This is a genomic window from Brevundimonas sp. (assembly GCF_030656255.1).
Lineage (GTDB): Bacteria > Pseudomonadota > Alphaproteobacteria > Caulobacterales > Caulobacteraceae > Brevundimonas.
This window is the reverse complement of sequence record NZ_JAUSOE010000012.1, coordinates 21,685-41,234: the sequence shown is the minus strand read 5'-3', so window position 1 is coordinate 41,234 and position 19,550 is coordinate 21,685. Positions and strand designations below refer to the sequence as shown.

The 19,550-nt window shown below is 66.5% G+C and carries 12 protein-coding genes and 1 tRNA gene; 5 read left to right on the top strand and 8 right to left on the bottom strand.

Annotated elements, in window-relative coordinates; all coding sequences use genetic code 11:
* Window positions 1-163: 163 nt before the first annotated feature.
* Together Q7J26_RS00705 and Q7J26_RS00700 are read left to right on the top strand one after the other, a co-directional pair.
* A complete protein-coding gene (locus Q7J26_RS00705) occupies window positions 164-2,053 on the top strand; it encodes a ribonucleoside-diphosphate reductase subunit alpha (RefSeq protein WP_304934613.1) in 1,890 nt (629 codons plus the stop codon).
* Between the two features lie 183 nt (window positions 2,054-2,236).
* Complete coding sequence (locus Q7J26_RS00700; protein ID WP_304934612.1) at window positions 2,237-3,100, top strand: lipid A-modifier LpxR family protein; 864 nt, start codon at window positions 2,237-2,239, stop codon at window positions 3,098-3,100.
* A gap of 19 nt (window positions 3,101-3,119) precedes the next feature.
* Here Q7J26_RS00700 and Q7J26_RS00695 read toward each other — a convergent pair whose 3' ends face one another.
* Window positions 3,120-4,880 carry a gamma-glutamyltransferase family protein gene (locus tag Q7J26_RS00695; RefSeq protein WP_304934611.1) on the bottom strand — a complete coding sequence of 587 codons (1,761 nt, stop codon included), beginning with the start codon at window positions 4,878-4,880 and terminating at the stop codon, window positions 3,120-3,122.
* 147 nt (window positions 4,881-5,027) lie between these two features.
* Here Q7J26_RS00695 and Q7J26_RS00690 point away from each other — a divergent pair.
* Window positions 5,028-5,104 (top strand) — tRNA-Arg (locus Q7J26_RS00690).
* A 112-nt stretch (window positions 5,105-5,216) separates the two neighbouring features.
* On the opposite strand, the gene Q7J26_RS00685 is transcribed toward Q7J26_RS00690, so the two are convergent.
* Window positions 5,217-7,031 (bottom strand): phosphocholine-specific phospholipase C, encoded by a 1,815-nt coding sequence (locus Q7J26_RS00685; protein ID WP_304934610.1) that lies wholly within the window; start codon window positions 7,029-7,031, stop codon window positions 5,217-5,219.
* Window positions 7,032-7,111: 80 nt separating this feature from the next.
* Window positions 7,112-9,775: a TonB-dependent receptor gene (locus Q7J26_RS00680; RefSeq protein ID WP_304934609.1), complete on the bottom strand. Its 2,664-nt coding sequence runs from the start codon at window positions 9,773-9,775 to the stop codon at window positions 7,112-7,114.
* Window positions 9,776-9,937: 162 nt separating this feature from the next.
* Between Q7J26_RS00680 and Q7J26_RS00675 the strand changes: the two genes are divergently transcribed.
* Window positions 9,938-10,699 (top strand): DeoR/GlpR family DNA-binding transcription regulator, encoded by a 762-nt coding sequence (locus Q7J26_RS00675; protein ID WP_304934608.1) that lies wholly within the window; start codon window positions 9,938-9,940, stop codon window positions 10,697-10,699.
* 118 nt (window positions 10,700-10,817) lie between these two features.
* Here Q7J26_RS00675 and Q7J26_RS00670 read toward each other — a convergent pair whose 3' ends face one another.
* The 3 genes from Q7J26_RS00670 to Q7J26_RS00660 form a co-directional block, all read right to left on the bottom strand.
* Window positions 10,818-13,688, bottom strand: coding sequence for a TonB-dependent receptor (locus Q7J26_RS00670; protein WP_304934607.1), 2,871 nt, complete (start codon window positions 13,686-13,688; stop codon window positions 10,818-10,820).
* A gap of 253 nt (window positions 13,689-13,941) precedes the next feature.
* Window positions 13,942-14,517, bottom strand: coding sequence for an HD domain-containing protein (locus tag Q7J26_RS00665; RefSeq protein ID WP_304934606.1), 576 nt, complete (start codon window positions 14,515-14,517; stop codon window positions 13,942-13,944).
* A gap of 53 nt (window positions 14,518-14,570) precedes the next feature.
* Window positions 14,571-16,709, bottom strand: coding sequence for a phosphocholine-specific phospholipase C (locus Q7J26_RS00660; RefSeq protein WP_304934605.1), 2,139 nt, complete (start codon window positions 16,707-16,709; stop codon window positions 14,571-14,573).
* Window positions 16,710-16,892: 183 nt separating this feature from the next.
* Between Q7J26_RS00660 and Q7J26_RS00655 the strand changes: the two genes are divergently transcribed.
* The gene (locus tag Q7J26_RS00655) at window positions 16,893-17,612 is read left to right on the top strand and encodes a UTRA domain-containing protein (RefSeq protein ID WP_304934604.1); all 720 of its coding nucleotides are present in this window, start codon (window positions 16,893-16,895) and stop codon (window positions 17,610-17,612) included.
* On the opposite strand, the gene phnX is transcribed toward Q7J26_RS00655, so the two are convergent.
* Together phnX and Q7J26_RS00645 are read right to left on the bottom strand one after the other, a co-directional pair.
* Window positions 17,609-18,418, bottom strand: coding sequence for a phosphonoacetaldehyde hydrolase (gene phnX / locus Q7J26_RS00650; protein WP_304934603.1), 810 nt, complete (start codon window positions 18,416-18,418; stop codon window positions 17,609-17,611). The two genes, Q7J26_RS00655 and phnX, sit on opposite strands and share 4 nt — an antisense overlap.
* Complete coding sequence (locus Q7J26_RS00645; RefSeq protein ID WP_304934602.1) at window positions 18,415-19,548, bottom strand: TIGR03364 family FAD-dependent oxidoreductase; 1,134 nt, start codon at window positions 19,546-19,548, stop codon at window positions 18,415-18,417. Before Q7J26_RS00645 ends, phnX begins: the two co-directional genes overlap by 4 nt.
* Between the last annotated feature and the right edge of the window lie 2 nt (window positions 19,549-19,550).

Here is a 19,550-nt window from a genome sequence, read left to right as displayed (position 1 = left end):
CGTGGACGACTTGTCCGACCGATTCGCTTACAAAGCGACCGTCAAGCCGTTGACGGGTTATTAGGCATGTGCGCCCTATATGTGGGCTCAGGGAGCGTTGAGACCACTAGATGATGTGGTCACGGCGCAGGTGGCTCTAGGCTGTTTATTGTTCAGGACGCAGATGACCATGGCTGGCGGCGAGGCTTTGAAGACGACGGAATTCCAAGGTGTTGTGACGAATGCGACATCTGAGAAGCCGCATCTGACTGTCGTGAAATCAGTCCAGGTGGATCGCTCGCGCGACGCCCTGCTGACGGACTTCGGCAAGAAGACCCTGGAAGACCGGTACCTGCTGGCCGGCGAAAGCTACCAGGACATGTTCGCCCGCGTCTCGACCGCTTTTTCGGACGACCCCGAACACGCCCAGCGTCTGTATGACTATATGAGCCGCCTGTGGTTCATGCCGGCGACCCCGGTCCTGTCGAACGGCGGCGCGGATCGCGGCCTGCCGATCTCCTGCTTCCTGAATGCGGTCAGCGACAGCCTGGACGGCATCCAGAACGTCTGGAACGAGAATGTCTCGCTGGCCTCGAACGGCGGCGGCATCGGCACCTACTGGGGCGGCGTCCGTTCCATCGGCGAAAAGGTCAAGGGCGCGGGCAAGACCTCGGGCATCATCCCCTTCATCCGCGTGATGGACAGCCTGACCCTGGCGATTTCGCAAGGCTCGCTGCGTCGCGGTTCGGCGGCCGTCTATCTCGACATCCACCACCCCGAGATCGAAGAGTTCCTCGAAATCCGCAAGCCCTCGGGCGACTTCAACCGCAAGTCCCTGAACCTGCACCACGGCATCAATATCACCGACGAATTCATGGAGGCGGTGAAGGCCGGCGCCACCTTCGACCTGAAGTCGCCCAAGGACGGCGCGGTCATCAAGACCGTCGACGCCCGTTCGCTGTGGACCAAGCTGCTCGACATCCGGATGCAGACCGGCGAGCCCTATATGATCTTCTCCGACACGGTGAACCGCCAGATGGCGCCGCACCAGCGCGACCTGGGCCTGAAGGTCAAACAGTCGAACCTGTGCGCCGAGATCATGCTGCACACCGGCCGCGACCACCTGGGCGTGGACCGGACCGCCGTCTGCTGCCTGTCGTCGGTCAACGCCGAGACCTTCCTGGAATGGCGCGAAGAGCCGAAGTTCGTCGAGGACCTGATGCGGTTCCTGGACAATGTGCTGGAAGACTTCATCCGCCGCGCCCCGCCCGCCATGGCCGCCGCCGTCTATTCGGCCAAGCGCGAGCGTTCGGTCGGTCTGGGCCTGATGGGCTTCCACTCCTTCCTGCAGGGCCAAGGCGTCGCCTTCGAAAGCGCGATGGCCAAGTCATGGAACATGCGCCTGTTCAAGCATCTGCGTCGCGAGGCCGACAAGGCCAGCCGCCTGCTGGCCGAGGAAAAGGGCCCCTGCCTGGACGCGGCCGAGCGCGGCGTCATGGAGCGGTTCAGCCACAAGCTGGCCATCGCCCCGACCGCCTCGATCTCGATCATCTGCGGCGGCACGAGCGCCGGCATCGAGCCGATCCCGGCCAACATCTACACCCACAAGACCCTGTCAGGCTCGTTCGCGGTCAAGAACCCCTATCTGGAGCGCCTGCTGGACGAGAAGGGCCTCAACACCGACGCCGTCTGGAGCTCGATCCTGGAGCAGGAAGGGTCGGTCCAGCATATCGACGCCCTGAACGAGGACGAGAAGGGCATCTTCAAGACCGCCTTCGAGCTGGACCAGCGCTGGGTGGTCGAACTGGCCGCCGATCGCGCGCCGGAAATCTGCCAGGCCCAGTCGCTGAACCTGTTCATCCCCGGCGACGTCAACAAATGGGACCTGCACATGCTGCACTGGTCCGCCTGGGAACGGGGCGTGAAGTCGCTCTATTATCTGCGCTCCAAGTCGGTGCAGCGCGCCGCCTTCGCCGGGGCGGAAGACAAGGCGGACGTGGTGATCGACCCGAACCAGCCCGACCTCTTCTCCATGCCCAAGACCGACTATGACGAGTGCCTGGCCTGCCAGTAGGGGCGGCCAGGAATCTTCCGACCAAGACTTTGAAGGGCCTCGCGAAAGCGGGGCCTTTCTGCATTTCCGGAACCGCGACCGGAAAGCGGCGTTCAAAAGCGACGAAAGAATGTCGCGAAAATGTCTGTTGGACTCCTGTTGCGTCTGGTGCAGGGTGCAACCAGCGGACGGTGGGGAGACCGAATGCGCGTAGCGGCCTGGATCGGTGGAATGGGGAGCGTGCTGGCGATGGCCAGCGCGGTCGATGCTCGCGCTCAGGCCTGGGCTCCAAACGCCTTTGACGCCGCGCCTCAAACCACTCAGGCCGATATCGCACGCCTTACCGATCAGACCCGGTTCCGCGTCGCGTCCGACGCCCGTTTCGGCGCCGATATCGAGATTCCGACGGCGTTCCGGCCTGACGACGGCTCGGGCCTGGCGGCCGGGGTTCGCAGCGATGTCTGGATCGATCGCAAGACCTTCACCGACCGGGTCACGCTGGAAACCGCCGGGCGTTTGCAACGGGCCGACGGATCGCCCCTGCCGGTCACGCCGGTGGACCGGGCCGTGCTGGATCCCGACGCCTATGACCTGCGCTATGTGCGCGGCTTCCGCGGCCCGGTAGGACGCACCGCCTCGGGTCTGGAAGTCAGTCTGACGCCTCACGCCGGTTTCGGCGTCGGCAGCGAGGGCGGCTCGGCCGAGGCCGGCGCCACCTTGAAGATCGGCGAGGGCCTGGATCGTCTGGCGCCGGACGGCAGCGCCCGTTTCGGCGAACGCGCGCGCTGGTATCTGTACGCCGCCGGTTCGGGCCGGGCGGTCGGCTACAACTTCGCCCGCACCCGTGACGGGGACTACGCCCGTTCCGGCTATACCCAGGACCGGGGCGCCTTCCTGGGCGACGCCTCCGTCGGGGTGGCCTATCGCCGGGGCGATGTTCAGACCTCGGTCGGTCTGGTCTATCGCGAGATCGACGCCGGCAAGGGGTTGCGCGGCATGAACGGCCTGGACACCGATCTGGACGAGGGCCTGATCGCCTTCCAGCTGTCGATCAAGCCGCGCCGCTGATCCGGCGGCTGGTCCGGACCTAGGGTTCCTGGACCTCCGACACCGCCACCCCCTCTCGGCGTGGATCTGCGCCGCCATCCCAGCGTCCATTCCGCCAGAGGGCGCCATGCAGGCCGGAGGTCTCGGTCGCATTGGGACGCAGGCTCATGCCCGCCGCACCCAGGGCGTCACGGATGTCCGGCGCGATCAGGGCTGTATCGGCGCCGATCATCTCGCCGCGCACCACCAGATTGGGCAGGGCGACGGCCTCCTGCATCGGCAGGCCCCAGTCGATCACCCCGATCAGGGCCTTGGCGACATAGGCCAGGATGCTGGACCCGCCCGGCGAGCCGATGGCCCCGACCAGACGGCCCTGACCGTCAAGGATCAGCACCGGCGTCATTGACGACCGGGGCCGCTTGCCCGCCGCCACCGCATTGGCCGCCGGATGGCCGTCCTCGTTCGGGGTGAAGGAGAAGTCGGTCAGCTGATTGTTGAGGAAAAAGCCCTCGACCATCCGGCCGTTGCCGAAGATGCTCTCGACCGTGGTCGTCATACTGACCGCGTTCCCTTCGGCATCGACGATGACCATGTGCGAGGTGCCGCCGGGCTCGGCCGTGCGGTCCACGCCGCGCGGCGGCGATCCGGGCGGTGCGCCGGCCTCGACCGGCCCCTCGATCGTCGGAACCAGGGCGGCGCGTGCGGCCACATAGTCCGGATCCAGCAGGCCGGCGATCGGCACGCCCACGAAGTCCGCATCCCCCACATAGCGGTCGCGGTCGGCGTACATCAGACGCTGCAACCGGCCGAAGGCGACCCAGGCGGCCGGGCTGTCGGGACCCTGACGGATATCGGGCGTCTGTTCGGCCATGGCCAGGAACTGCAGCAGGGCCACCCCGCTGGACGGCGGCGGGGGAACGCAGACGACATAGATCCGATAGGGCCGGCACAGGGCGTCGCGACGCAGCGGGCGATAGGCGGCGATGTCCGCCTCGGTCAGGCCGCCGGGGCGCGGCGCCTCGGCCACCGTATGGGCGATCTCTCGACCGATACGGCCGCCATACAGGACGCCCGGCCCTTCGTTCGCCAGGGCCGCCACGGTGCGGGCATAGGCGGGGTTCCGCATCACGTCGCCGGCCCGATAGGGTTCGCCGTCCGGCCGGGTGAAATAGGCCTGGGCCCACCGGGTTCTCGCCTGGGGCGCGGCGCCGTTGATCATGCCGGCCAGGCGGGGGCTGACCACGAAGCCGTCGCGCGCCAGCCGCTCGGCCTCGCCGAACAGGTCGCGCCACACCAGCCGGCCGTGATCCTTTTGCGCCAGGGCCAGCATGGCCACCGCGCCCGGCGCTCCGGTCGAGCGCCCCGACAACAGGGCGTCGATGAAGGCCAGGGGCTTGCCGTCCTCATAGAACAGTTCGGGCGTGGCCGAGGCCGGCGCCGTCTCGCGGCCGTCATAGGCCGTCACCTGCCCTGTGGCCGCTGCATAGCTCATCAGGAAGGCCCCGCCGCCCAGACCCGACGACTGGGGCTCCACAAGGCCCAGAACCGCCTGCACGGCCACGGCGGCGTCCACCGCCGACCCGCCGCGCCGCAGCACCTTCATCCCGGCCTCGACCGCCAGCGGATTGGCCGCCGCGACGAAGGGGCCGCGCGCAGGCGCTCCGGCCGTTGGCGTCGTCGCCTGACCCTGACCCTGAACCTGGGTCCCTACCGCTGTCGGCGCCCCCGCGCCCGCCGTCTGGCAGCCGGCGAGGATGACGGGAATGAGCAGGGCGGCGAGGCCACGGCGGATGAAATGCATGAGAAAATCCGGACGAGGGAGGGCGTCGCTTACCGACCTAGGCCGTCCCGGCGCCCGCGCCAACCGCCGACCACGCAGAAACTGCATTCCCCCGCTTGCGCCCGCCGGTTTCTACGGCTAAAGACCCGCCCTCGCCGCAAGGCAGCCGCACCCGTAGCTCAGCTGGATAGAGCACCAGACTACGAATCTGGGGGTCGGGCGTTCGAATCGCTCCGGGTGCGCCATTTGCTCAGACATGAGCGCCTTCGCCAGGCTTCCCTCCATTGACGGCCTCCGACTCGATTATGATCAGAGTTGACAGGGCCGTGAACTTGCGACCCGTTGGAACGCCGTGCGTCACCCGACGAAATGGTCGACCAGCCCTGACGGTCCCAGAACCCAGAGGTCGTGTCGCCCCGCGTCAGGCGCCAGCGCCCACACGCCCTGCAGACTTTCGCCCGCCCCGACGGTGTAGCGACGAGGGATCCGGTCCAGATGGAGACGGTCATAGACATGGAAGACAGCGGCCAACTCGCCCTGAACCGAGAATGTCAGCGTAGCCTCGCTCCTGTCCGCACTCAGGTCGCAGGTCGCGCTGAGCCGATAGCGGGTTGAACGGGTCGGTTTTTCACCCGGTTCCTGACGAGGCCGGGCCCGATCGGCGGGCAGGACCGGAGTCGGCTGATGCGGGATGGCTGCGGCCCGTGCCCGGGCGTCCGTGGTGTCCGGCAGCAGTCGCGCGAAATCCATGTCGTTGGGCGTCGCGAAGTCGAAGGCGGTCGTCAGGTCGCTGCAGACCGCGCGTCGCCAGGGCGAGATACTGGGCTCCATCACGCCGAACCGGCGCTCCAGAAAGCGGATGACGGAGGTGTGATCCGCGACTTCCGAATGGACCCAGCCGCCCCGCGACCAGGGGGACAGGACATACATAGGCACGCGCGGCCCCAGACCATAAGGCCGACCCCGGAACTCCGCCGTGTCGCCGTCGGCGCCGGGCGCGGGCAGACGATGGTATTCACCGGCCGTCGAGACGGTCGAGGCGCCGGCGAAACCCCCCGGCGCCTCCGGATCGGGCGACGGAGGGGCGGGCGGCGGCACATGATCGAAGAAGCCGTCGTTCTCGTCGAAATTGATGAACAGCACGGTGCGCGCCCAGACGGCAGGGTCGGCGGTCAGGGCGTCGATCACGCGCGCCATATAGTCGGCGCCCTGGGCCGGGCTGGACGGGCCGGGGTGTTCAGACCCCTCGGCCGTGCCGATGATCCATGACACCTGCGGCAGACGGCCGCCCAACACGTCGGCCTTCAGCTGGTCCAGATCGCGCGTCGTCAGGGCGCGGTCCTTCAGCGCGGGATCCGAGCCGGGCTCGTCGCGCCAGGCCCGCCGGTAGGCCATGAAATTCTGGACGGGGTTGTCGCCAAAATTGTCAGCCAGATTCTGATAATGGCGCCAGTCGATCCCCGCCGCCTGGAGCCGCTCGGCATAGGTGGTCCAGTTGTAGCGCGGCTGGTCGTCGTCGGGCTTGTTCAGGTCGTCGTCGACATTGTCGACCACCGGACCGCCGGCGACACCGTGTGGATCATTGGTCCCGCTGAACAGAAACAGCCGATTGGTGTTGGTGCCGGTCTGGACCGAGCAGTGATAGGCGTCGCAGAGGGTGAAGGTCTCGGCCATGGCGTATTGGAACGGAATGTCCTCGCGCCTGTAGTAGCCTAGGGCGCGCTGGGTCTTGGCCTCGGGCCAATGCGCCATCCGCCCCTGGTCCCAGGCGGCCTGGGCGTCGGGCCAGTGGTGGGGCGTGCCCTCCATCCGCATCAGGTCGAAATTCGCCTCAGTCGACAGATGGAAGGGGCTGATGTCCGCAGGCGGCTGGACCGTGCGGTCGGTCTGGGTCCAGACGTCGCGCGGTGCGCCGTCGGGGCCCGACGCGACGGGAATGGGATGGGAATCGCCGAAGCCGCGCACGCCCGCCATGGCTCCGAAATAATGATCGAAGCTGCGGTTCTCCTGCATCAGTATGACCACATGCGCCACATCCTCGATCGTGCCCTTGCGGACATCGGCCGGAATGGACAGGGCCCGCGCCAGAGACGCCGGAAGGCCCGCCGCCAGGGCCGCGCCCAGACCGCCTGCCAGGCCGCCCGCCAGAAGAGATCGCCGATCGACAGACATGATGTGTTTCCGAAACAGGGGCCCGCGCCGATCTTATGACCGGCGCGGGCGACAGGCTTAAGACGATGAGGCGAGCCGCCTCAGCGACGCCAGGTCAGGCCCAGACCCAGCATGCGCGGCGCGGTCTGATAGCCGATGGTGTAGCGTTCCGACTTGCCGCGCGTGGCCCAGTAGCCGGCCTCGCCCGTCAGGTTCTCGCCATAGAGGCTGAGCACCAGTTGATCGGTCAGCTGCAGTCGTGCGCCGAAGTCGAGCGTCGCCTGGGGCTGGATATATTCGTCCAGAGCATTGGCCCGCAGGGTCGCGATGTAGCGGCCGCGATAGCTGTAGCCCAGGTCGGCGTCGAACCGGTCGCGCTTGTAGCCGATGCCGATATTGCCCAGCACCTCGGGGGCATTGGGCAGGCCGACTTCGACGCTGTCGCGCCAGGCGATGCCCGGATCGGCCTTGCTCGGCTGGTAGGTATAGTTGGCCCAGGCCGAGAAGCCGGCGATCAGGTCGCGACGACCGGCCAGTTCGACGCCCCAGATGCTGGCGTCCTTGCCGTTGGCCGAGGTGGTGATCGGCACCCCGTCCTCGCCGACGATCACCTGCGACCCCGCAGACACGTAGATGAAGTTGTCGATTTCCTTGCGGAACAGGCCCACCGACAGGAAGCCCTGGTCGCCGGAGTACTGCACGCCCAGATCGAAGTTCAGCGCCTTTGCCGGTTTCAGATCGGGATTGCCCATGGAGATTGAGACGATCCGGTCGCCGTTGGATTCGACGTTGATCCCCTTGGAGATGTCGGTGAAGTTCGGCCGGGCGAACGAGGTCCAGACGGCGGCGCGGACGGTCCAGTCGGCGTTCGGGCGCCAATCGACGTGCAGGCTGGGCAGGAACTCGGTGTAGCTGGTTTCGGTCGTGCCGGTCTCGCCGCCGAACTCGCGTGTGACGACGCCGGTGTCGGCGTCCTCGGTCGTCACCAGCGCCTCATTATGGACGTCCGTCTGCTCCAGGCGCGCGCCGACGGTGGCCGACCAGGCGCCCCGCTCCAGCACCGCCATGGCGTAGCCGCTGTAGCTGGTCTCATGGCCCGTGGAGTCGTTCAGGTTCCAGGGATATTCTTCGTCAGTCACGCGCGGCGCGGCCTGCAGCAGGGCCAGCACCCGGTTCATCTCCAGGATCGTGCCGAAACGCGTGCCGTCGCGATAGTGGTCATCGTCGAAATGGTCGATCGAACCGGCGATCAGGTCGCTGTGATTGGACAGGGCCGAGCCGCTGGCCAGGCCGGGAATGTCGCGCGTGCCGCTGTCGACATCCTGCTGCTGGTCATAGTCACGCTGGGACCGGCGGAACCGGAAGCCGCCCTTGACCGTCTTGATCAGACCCTGGCTTTCGGGCGACCAGGTCAGGTTGGTCGAGGCGAAGGCCTGGGAATCTTCCGAAATCCGACGATACAGTTCGGCATAGTCGAACTTCAGATTGTCGGGGTTCAGCATGGCCGTCGACTGGGCCTCGCTCAACACCCAGGTCGGGTGTTTGCTGTCCGAGGCGTCGAAGCTGATCGGCGTGTTGAAGATCGGCAGGCTGTCGTCAGTGACATATTCCATATACCACTGGTTGGGCGTCTCGGTCCGGCCGTAGGTATAGGCGATGTCGTAGTCGAGTTCGAAGGCGCTGCGGACGTGGCGGCCGCCGAAGTCGATCATGGCCAGCCGGTTGTCCTCCTGCTTCACCTCGGCGCCCATCAGTGACGAGAAGCCGTCGATCTCCCCGGCCGCGTTCAGGCTGGTCTTGACGTCGATATAGTCGTGCAGCTGATCATTCTTCCACTGCGAATAGAGGCCGCGCAGATGCAGGGCGTCATCCGCCGATGGGCGGTATTCCAGGGTGAAGTTGCCGCCGGTGCGATCGATGTCGTTCACGAAGCGGTCCAGGCCGTGCGAGACCAGCCGCAGCTCGGTGCTCTCCGGCAAGACGATATTGTCGGCGGGCAGGACGCCGTCCGGACGCCAGCTGGTGTTGTAGCTGATGTTCTCGTTGCGCTCGTCGGTGATGGTCCGCTCGGTGTGGAAGACGACGCCATAGAGACCCAGGGTCTTGGCCTCGTTCAGGAAGGTCGAAAAGGCGCCGGTCAGGTCGGTCGCCGTCTTGTCGGCGATGTTCTCGCGGCTGGCGCGGGCGGACAGGGTGGCGAGGTTCTCGTCGAAATCGAACGGACTGGGCAGGCGGAAGTCGATGGTGCCGCCGACCGCGTCGCCGTCGAGATCCGGGGTCACGCTCTTGACCACGCGCACCGTGTCCAGGCCGTCCGGCGGCAGCAGATCCAGGGCCACGGCGCGGTTGTCGCGGCCCGACGTCGCTAGGCGCACCCCGTTCATTGTGTAGACGTTCAGGGCGCTGTCCAGACCGCGAATGCTGACGTAGCGGGCGTCGCCCGTGCCGCGGTCGTTGACGGTGCTCACGCCCGGAAGTCGCTTCAGGGCGGCGGCCACACTGGTAGAAGGAATGGTCAGCAGTTCATCGGCGGAGATCACCTCCGACACGATGTCGGCCTGACGCTGTTCCGCCTCGGCGCGACGCGTGGCGTTGCGTGAGCCTGTGACGATGATTTCGGCGAGACTGGCGGGCTCGGCCGACGCCTGGCCCTGCGTCGTCTGGGCCTCGGTGGGCTGGGCCAAGGCTGCGGCGGGCAGGACTGCGGCAAGCGCAACGCCGCACAGCAGGGCGCGCGCGCCGGAGCGCGTGTTTGAAAGAACCATGATGACATCCCCTGAGCTGGACGGCGCCAAGCCGTCTCAGTGGACGATCTACGCCATCCCTATGACACGGATGTGAACTATTGTGGCATTTTGTGTTTTCGTGTGGCTTTTGACGACGAAGAGCGCCACATGCCACATAGTGGTGCATTAAAGGGGGATAGGTTGAATCAGACGGCCAGGCTCGACGCCATTCTTTCGGCCCTGTCTGATCAGGGATCCTGCACGATCGCCGACCTGGCGACGGCCTTCGCCGTCTCGGAAGAAACCGTGCGTCGAGACATACGGCGCCTGGAACTGGACGGTGCGGTGCGGAAGGTGCACGGTGGCGTCCGCCTGCGCGACCGGCGCGCCGAGGCGCCCTGGCGCCAGCGGCTCAATGTCAATGCGGAGGCCAAGAAGCGGATCGCGGCCTGCGCGGCGAACCTTGTCGAGCCGGGCATGACCCTGCTGCTGGATTCCAGCACGACGGCCTTCTGGATGGCGCGCGAGATCGCATCGATGCGCAACCTGACCGTGGTCACCAACAGCCTTGAAACCGCCAGCGAACTGGCGGCGACGTCGGAGGCGCGACTGTTCCTGGCGGGCGGCGCGGTCAACACGACCTATCGCGCGGCCTTTGGCGCCGAGGCGGCGGCATACGCCAACCGGTTCGTGCCCGATCTCGCCGTCTTCTCCATCGTCGCCATAGACGCCGCGCGGGGCTTTCTGGACCACGAACCGGAAGAGGCTGAGTTTGCGCGAGCAGTCCTGCCGAACGCCCGCAGGACGATCTGCCTCGCCGACGCCTCGAAGTTCGAAGCGCCCGGCCGGAGCATTGCGGCGGAGTGGTCTCAGGTGGATCTGATCGTCACCGACCGTCCGGCCCCTCCCGCCATCGAAGCCGCCGCGCGGGAAAGCCGCACCGACATCTTGGTCGCCAACTGAATCGCGCGCGCGGAGCCAGGGCTCCAGCGCATTCGTCGGATGAAAACCTGGTCGCCGGCGGCTGCCTAGCCCGCCCCCGATCGCAGGATCGGGGGCGGGCCGGCGCTTCATCTTCGGATCAGTAGGAGTAGGCCAAGCGGACCAGGAAGTTCCGACCCGGCTCCATATAGTCTTTCTGGTACGAGGGGCTCTCGCCCTTGGTGGTGTAGTAGCGATGGCCGTCCAGGATGTTCTGGACGTCAAAGTCCATCGTCAGACCGGGGCGGAAGTTGTAGCGCGAGTGGAAGTCCAGGCTCTTGTTCGGTTGGACCCATTTATCCACGGCGTTGTCGCGCAGGTCTTCGATATAGGCGCCTTGGTACTGGTAAGACAGGCGGGCTTCGAAGCCGTATTTCTGATAGGTCAGAGAGGCGTTGTAGATCAGGTCCGGCGCCTGGATGAAGGAGATCGACCGGCCCTTGCGGTAGTCCAGACCGGTTTCGGCCTCGCTGACCTGACGGGTCAGGTTAGCCTCGACGCCGAAGCCGTCGAAGGGCGCGTCCATGCCCTCGAACGACTTGATCAGGTTCAGTTCGACGCCCGTGATCTTGGCCGTTTCACCGTTCTTGGGTTGGCTGATGGTGATCGTGCCTTCCTGGGTGTCGGCGTCGACCGCGCTGCCGTTGGTGAAGATGAAGTGGTCGATCTTCTTGTGGAAGACGCCGATGGAGACCAGGCTGGAACGGTCCGGGTAATATTCGGCCGAAACGTCCAGATTCAGGGCCTCGGCCGGTTTCAGGTCGGGATTGCCCCGGCTGATCGAGACGATGTCGCCCAGGGTCTGGCCGGGACGCGGCGACGCCCGGCTGACGCTCACGCCGCGCGAGATATTGCTGAACTCCGGCCGGGAGAAGCTGGTCCAGATCGCGCCGCGATAGACGAAGTTGTCCGACGGACGGTAGATGGCCGTCACGCTGGGCAGGACGTTCGTGTAGTTGCTGTCGGTGTCGCCGAAGCCGGTCTGGGCGTCGTCCTCGATCCAGTTGGTGTTGGTGACTTCGGTATGTTCCACCCGCAGGCCGGCGACCACGTCCAGAGCGTTGAACTGGAAGCTGGCCAGACCGTAACCGGCGTAGATGGTCTCTTCGCCGCTCTTATCGCTCGAGTTCAGATCAGCGTAGGAATAGTTGACCGGATTGGCCTTCTGGGCGGCCTCGATGGCGGCGATCACCTTGTCCCGGTTCAGGATGGCGCCATAGTAATAGCGGCCATTCAGAACGGAGCCGACCTCGCGATCAATCAGGCCCGACTGACCCAGGCTCTTGCCCTCCAGAGGCGTGTTGTCGAACGAACCGCCCCAGATCGGCGTGGCGTCATATTCGCGTTCAGACCGGAGGATCTTCACGCCCGCCTTCAGGTGACGGACGAGGCCTTCCATCTCATAGACGGCGTCGAACTTGAACGCCGTGCGCGCGTCGGTCTGTTTGTCGCGGCTGCGGCCGCCGCCGTCATAGGGCAACAGGTTGGGATCGTTCTGCGCGTTCTGGGCGAAGGCCGGCAGTTGCGGCATCGGGAAGCGCGGATCGTAGGACGACCACAGCAGACCCGTCTGATTGAACGGCGCCGAACAGGCGTCGCAGTTGTAGGTGACCGAGAAACTGTCCGGGCCGCCCTTCTCGCCGGCGCTGTAGCTCAGATCATAGTCCAGGGTCAGGCGGTTCAGACGGCTTTGGCCGCCCAGGTTGATCGTGCCCAGGGTCGAGGTCTGGTCCAGGGTCTGGAAGGTGCGGGCGAACTGGAAGGTCTCAGGCTGCCAAACACCGGACCGACCAAACAATGACCAGTAGGACGAACTGCTCTGGCGGTCGGCGTCGGTGATCAGGCCGTCGGCGTCGAAGTCTTTCATCTGAGCGACGGTGTAGCTGTAGATGCGGCCCTTGGCGCCGAATCCGACGACGGCGTCGTCCGGCTGGATCAGGCTTGAGTTTTCCACATCGACTTGCTGAAGGCGCTTGGTCTTTCTGCTGCGGAAATCGGTGTAGTCGTTGGTGCCGGTCCGCTCCAGACGGCTGTACTGGCCGCGGAGATAGAAGTCGTTCGTGTCTCCGCGATAATCCAGCGAGAAGTTTCCGCCGAAACGCTCCTGTTCGATACGCCGGTAGTCGAGGTCGATGCCCGGAAGGTACATCGAGCGCTCGTCTATCGCTTCTTCACTATCCTTGCGCCAGCGGTAGGGCTCCCACTCGCCGTCGTTTTCGGTTTCTTCGTTCAGGCTATTGCTCTTGCCGTAGTTGAACGAGACGAAGGCGCCGAATCGGCTGTCGGAGGACAGGCGGCTGGCGAAGTCCATTTGGATCTGGCCCGAACCGTCTTCCTCGCCCTGTTCCTGCGCCCGGTCATTGATCCCGTAGCTGAGGAAGGCGCGCGCCACCGGCTTGGTGAAGTCGAAGGCCGTCGGGGTCTGGAAGTTGACCGAGCCGCCGATGGCGTCCCCGTCCATGTCGGGCGTCAGCGTCTTGGAGACGGTGATGCTCTTCAGGCCGTTGGGCGGCAGGACCGTCATCGACATCTTGCGGCTGTCGGGGTCGGTCAGGGCGACGCGGACGCCGTTGATCGAATAGGCGTTGAAGGTGCCGGCCAGACCCCGGACCGAGACATATTCGCCCTCGCCCGTTTCCTGGTTCACCACCACATTGATGCCCGGCGCGCGCGCCAGGGCGTCGGCGACGTTGGCGTCGGGCAGTTTGCCCAGGTCATCGGACGAGATCACGCTGGAGACCACGCCCGACCGGCGTTGGGCCTCGATGGCGTTGGCGGTGCTGAGACGCTGACCCGTGACGACGACCTCGTCCACCTCGGCCGCAGCTGTGGCTTGTGACTGAACCGTCTGAGCGTGGGCGGACGAGGCCGCAAGAACGGCGGAACCCGCCAGAAGCACCGTGCGCAAATCGGCGCCGGTGAAGGTTTGACGATGAGCGGCCCGCGCGCGGGCGATGACATGACGCGACATGACTGTCTCCATTGATCCTGATGTGATTTCGGTTCGACTGATCAGGGTCGGCGCGAGGCAGCCGTCAGCGATCAGCGACGCACGTGCGCGCCCCGTCGGTGGCGATCACCCTGTTGGCCCCCCGGCCGATCGTGTTCGGCTGTAGCGACGTCGCTTCAGGCGACGTCGGTCATTCTCTCGCTGGCCCGGCTATCCGGACCGGCGACGATGGAAACGCTTACTCATTCAACAACCCCCATAGTTGAAATGAAAACTAGGTTTCAGCCCTGCGGTTGATCAGGTCGCAGAGAAGCTCGCGATAGGCCTCGAAGCCGGCGACCTCGACGCCCTGGGCCTTGCCCAGTTCGTCGTAGCGGCGCAGCCGAAGGGCGGCTTCGGCCGCCGGCGAGGCCATGAATTCTTCGACCTCGGCCGGGCTCATCGGCCCGCCCTGCAGGGCCAGGCTCTGGAGCGAGGCGGCGCTGAGGCGATCGACATAGCCCGGCGCAGTGGTCGCCAGACACCGTTTGGCCGCGACGTGCAGCCGGACCGGCTCGGTCACTTCGGGGCCGAAGGCGCGCGACAGATAGCCGGCGCTGATATGTTCGTGGCGGGTGTCGATGCCGCGATCGGCGGCGTCCTCGCCGGCCTTCTGCATCATATGGCCGACATCGTGCAGCAGGGCCGCCGCCACCAGGGCCGGCGGCGCCCCATCGACGCGCGCATGATGCGCGGTCTGAAGGGCATGCTCCAGTTGACTGACGTCTTCGCCGTAATGCAGCGCACCCAGTCGGCTGAACAGGTCCGACAGTTCGGTGAAGAAGGCGTCGGCATCCACAGGAGAAGTCATCGAAAGTCCGTCTGTAAGCGGGGTCGAAATCGGGCGAGCGGCCATGGCGTCGGTCACAGGCGCATGCGTCCGATGGCGGGGTCCGTGCGGCTGGGACGACCGGTCTCCACATGACCGGCCAGGCGCTGAATGAAGGTCGGATCGTCGGCCAGGGTCACGGTCAGATCGTACCAATGGTCGCTGCCGCGCAGATCCCAGACCGAACGCGCCTCCGTCCCGGGACGAAGGGTCAAGCGGCGGCGCGCCTCACCTTCGGACAGGGGATAGGCGGCGTCCATGTCCAGCACCGCCTGGGCCGTCCCCTCCTGCGCACCGGTCAGCCCGACCGTCAGAAGACCCTTGGCGTCGGTGGAGATCGTCACCTGGGGCTGGGGGTGCGCGGCGTCGCCGGCGAACCGACGATAGAAGCCGTTGGGACCGTGAACCGTCAGATCATAGACGTCGGGCCGGCCGTCGTTCCAATGTCCAGCTGTATAGGCTTCACCCGATCCCAAGGTGAAGCGCCAGGGCCCCGCTCGGTCGCTGTTGTCGAACACCTGGAAGACCGCGCCAGTCCGCCCGCTATTGACCAGATCAATCATGACCGCCCCGTCCACGACGCGGGCCGTGGCGGCCAGGTCATAGGGCAAGGCGCGCGCACCACGCTGCGGTCCGTCCTGGAAGGCCGGCGTCTGGCGCTCCGGAATCCGCAGGCTGGGCGCAGCCTTGGAACGGGCGACGCGCTGCATGTAGTCGGCCGTGGCCGGCAGGGACAGGGCCGCCCAGTCCTGGTTCGGACGCGCGAAGTCGAAGGCGGAGGTCAGGTCGCCGCAGACGGTCCGACGCCAGTCGCTGATATTCTCTTCCCTGACGCCGAAGCGTTTTTCCAGGAACTGAAGCGTGGAGGTGTGATCGAACACCTCCGAACAGACGAAGCCGCCGCGGCTCCAGGGCGAGACCACAATGGCGGGCACCCGAATGCCCAGCCCCAGGGGATGCGCCCCACGATGGGCTGGATCGGCGTCCGGCCCATAGATCTTGGCTTCTCCGGCGACGGAGACCGTGCTGTGCCCCTGGTCCGGCGTCAGGGGCGGCATGGGCGGCTGGACATGGTCGTAGAAGCCCCCGGCCTCGTCATAGTTGACGATGAAGACGGTCTTGGAGAAGACCTCCGGATGATCGACCAGGGCCTCGATCAGCTTGGCGCAGACATGCTCGCCCTTTGACGGCTCGGCTTGAGGATGTTCGGACAGATCCGCCGCCGTGACGATCCACGACACCTGGGGCAGCCGCCCGCCGGCGATGTCGGCGCGGAAGGCCTCCACCAGCTGTTCGCCGTCCGAGCGGGTGCGATCCGCGCCGGTCTTGTCTTCCGACACCCAGGCGCGGCCGCGCTGATACAGGGGCGAATCCTTGGGGCACGGCCGGAACGGCTTGAACACCGACAGGATATTGTCGCCGAAATTGTCGTATTCCTGATAGACCTTCCAACTGACGCCCGCCGCCTGGAGCCGTTCGGCGTAGGTGGTCCATTCGTGCGAACCGCGGGCCATCGGCCTGTCCTCGGCCATATCGGCGCTGGGCGTCTCGTCCTCGCCGTAGTTGCTCATCTCCGGATCGCCGCCGACCTTTCCGCCGCCGTTGCATCCGGTCCAGAGATGGAGTCGGTTCGGATAGGTCTGGGTCAGGGTCGAGCAGTGGTAGGCGTCGCAGACGGTGAAGGCGCTGGCCAGGGCGTAGTAGAACGGCAGGTCCGAGGCCTTGTAATAGGCCATCCGCTTGTGCAGCTCGCCTGAATGGCCCCACTGGTCATAGCGGCCGCCGTTGACGATGGTGACGGCGGCCTTATGCCCCTGGTCCGATCCATCGACCGTATAGGCGTTGGTGGTGCGCGAATCCCCGTGAAAGGGGATGACAAAACCGTCCGGATGTTCATCGCTGGGCTGGCGCCAGACCGTGGCGCCGCCGGGCAGAGGTTGCGGGCGGGGATCGCCGAAGCCGCGCACGCCGTTCAGGGCGCCGAGATAGTGATCGAAGGCGCGGTTCTCCTGCATGAAGATGACCACGTGCTCGACGTCCATGATGGTGCCGGTGGCGTTGTTGGCCGGAATGGCCATGGCCTTGCGCACCGTCGCCGGCAGCAGGTTCAAGGCTGCGCCGGCCGCTACGCCGCCCAGCGCGCCCCGCAGGAAAGACCGCCGATCATTTGACATGGATCAAATCCCCCTTTTCAATTTTGGTATAGACCAGATGGAGGCGAGCTTCGGCGAAATTTTCGTGAAGCTTGGACGGCGGATGTCTGAACCGTCAGTGGTCTGATACCGATCGCTTGACCCGGCAGACGCGACTTCTCATTTTCCGGCGGGGCGGGAATCGACCGTCGATCGAGCGATCCCATGACGCAGCCGGACATTCTCCACTATCTTGGGGTGCGCGACGCCATCGCCGCCCGGATCGCGGGTGGAGAGCTGAAGCCGGGCGAGCGCCTGCCCTCAGAACGTCAGTTGCAGGTCGGCGGCGGTGTCGCGCGCGGTACGGTCCGCGAGGCCCTGTTCCAATTGGAGGCCGAGGGGGTCATCTATCGCAAGGACCGCAGCGGCTGGTATGTCTCGCCTCCGCCCGTGGTCTATGACCCGACGCGTTGGGAAGGTTTCATGTCCTATGTCGAGGCCCAGGGCCGACATCCGGAAACCGAGACGCTCAGCAAGACCGAGATCACCTGCACCCCCGCCCTGGCCCCCATCTTCGACCGGGCGGTGGGCGCGCCCCTATACCGGATTCGCCGACGCCGCTCCGTCGATGGCCGCGCCGTGCTGGTGGAGACCATCATCGTCGACGCCGCCATGGCCCCGGATCTGCTCAGCCACCCGCTGGACGGCTCGCTGACCAGCGTTCTGAAATCCGCTTACAATATCGCCGTGGCCCGCAACCGGGTGGACATGCAGCCCTGCGCCCTGACGCGTGGCGAAGCCGAGGCGCTTCAGGTCAAGTCCGGATTGCCCGGCCTGAACGTGGTCCGTACCAGCTATGACGCCCATGGCCGGGTGGTCGAGTTCGACCGCGAATACTGGCGCCATGACGCCCTGAAAATCAGCGTCGATATCCGGGTGCGTTAGAGCAGGATAGCCCGTCGCGCCGCCTCGGTTTCCAAGGCGGGGATTAGATCGGCGACCGTGTCGATGACCAGGTCGGCGCCGGCGTCGCGCAGCCGTTCGGCGGCGACGTCCAACAGAACCGCGCGATCATCGCAGCTCAGGTCAGCCAGGGCCTGCGCGGTCAGGCCGACCATATTGCCGGAGGCGGCCACGCCTATGGTGAAACACCCCGCGTTGCGCCCCTCGGCGACGCCCACCTCCGCATCGTCCACCTTGACCACGCGCGACAGGGGCCAGACGCCCAGGTCGGCGCCGGCCTTGTAGATCATCAGCGGCGAGGGCCGACCCTGCGGCGTCTCGTGCGCGCAGACCACCAGGTCGGGTGCGTACCCCTGAGCGGCGGCGCGCGGCAAGATCGCCTGCATCATCTCGCGGGTGTATCCGGTGCAGGAGGCGATCTTCAGACCCAGGCCGCGCAGATCCGCCACGGCGTCCGCGGCGCCGGGGATCAGATCCGCCGTCTCCTCGGCCAGACGGATCATCGGCGCCTGGAGTTCGACCATGACTTGGTCGACGGCTTGCTGATCCGGCGCGGCTGCCCGTGCCACCTGCCAAGCCTGATTGACCCGAGGCTGTTCGAACAGGGCGCGGACGTGGTCGGCCTTGGCCCGCCCCATGTCGCGGCGCGCCTCCTCTTCGGTGACGGGCGCGCCCAAGGCGGCGAAGGCCTCCATCAGCGCCAGTACGGGCGCGCGGCTGCCGAAATCGACCATTGTGCCGGCCCAGTCGAAGACAACCATGTCGAAGCTGTCGCGGATAGAGGTCATGGTTCGGAAGTCTCCTCGAACAGATGTGCGATCACTTCCTCGCCGAAGGCGAAGCCGGTCGAGGCGCCGTTGCCGGCGGTGATGAGGGCAAGCCGCACACAGGAGTGCGGCGCGGCGATCAGGTCGGCGTGCGGACCGCGGGCATAGGTCCCCGTCCAGCGTTGCAGGACGGGCGGCGCGGGCTGGCCGGTGGCGGCGCGCCACTCGTCCAGGATCAGCCGGTCGACCGCCTCGCTGGCGAAGGGATCGGGAGTGGCGGCGTCATGGTGGCTGTCGCCCACGACCAGGGCGCCGTCGGCGTCCTGCACCGCGATCAGGTGGACGCCGTGAGCCAGGGCATCGCCCTGCTCCGCCTCCAGCCGCGCGCGCAAGGCGGCGGCCTCCGGCAGGTCGGCGTAGCCGCCGTAGCGAACCAGGCCGAGATCGGACATGACCGGCGCCGGCAGGACGAAACCGGGCGACGCCAGCCGCATCATCTGCAACTTGCAGCGCATCAGGCCGGCGTCAGCCAGGCAATCGGGGAACAGACCGACCAGATCGTCGCCGGGACAGATCACCACCCGCGTGGCCTCGACGACGCCCCGGCCGGTGACGACGCGCGGCGGCTCGACCGCCTGGACGACAGTCTGACGCAGAAACGCGACCTCGAAACTCTCCTCCAGCCAGGCCGCCAGTCGCGGGATGGCCGTGCGGGAGTCCACACGCAGATCATGGGGGCTCCAGAGGGCGGCGACCGTGTCAGGCCCGGTCGTTTCCGGCGACCGGGCCCGCGCCTCGTCCGACGTCATCAGACGACAGGCTTCGCCCATCTCGGTGGCCATGAAGGCTTCCAGCACCGCAGCGGCTTCGGGGCGCCGCACGGGCAGCCAAAGGCCGCGTTGCAGGATCGGCACGCCCGCCTGCGCCGCGATCTCGTCCCATACGGCGCGGCTGCGGCGCGCGCGGCGCCACACCAGACCGCGCGGCTGGCCGGTGACGGTGACGAAGCCGAAGTTTCGGATCGAGGCCCCGTTCGCCTGGGTGTCACGGTCGATCACCACCACCGAAAGGCCACGCCGCGCAGCGGCCAAGGCGCAGGCCAGGCCGACGATTCCCGCCCCGACCACAGCGACGTCGTACCGCCCCCTCATTC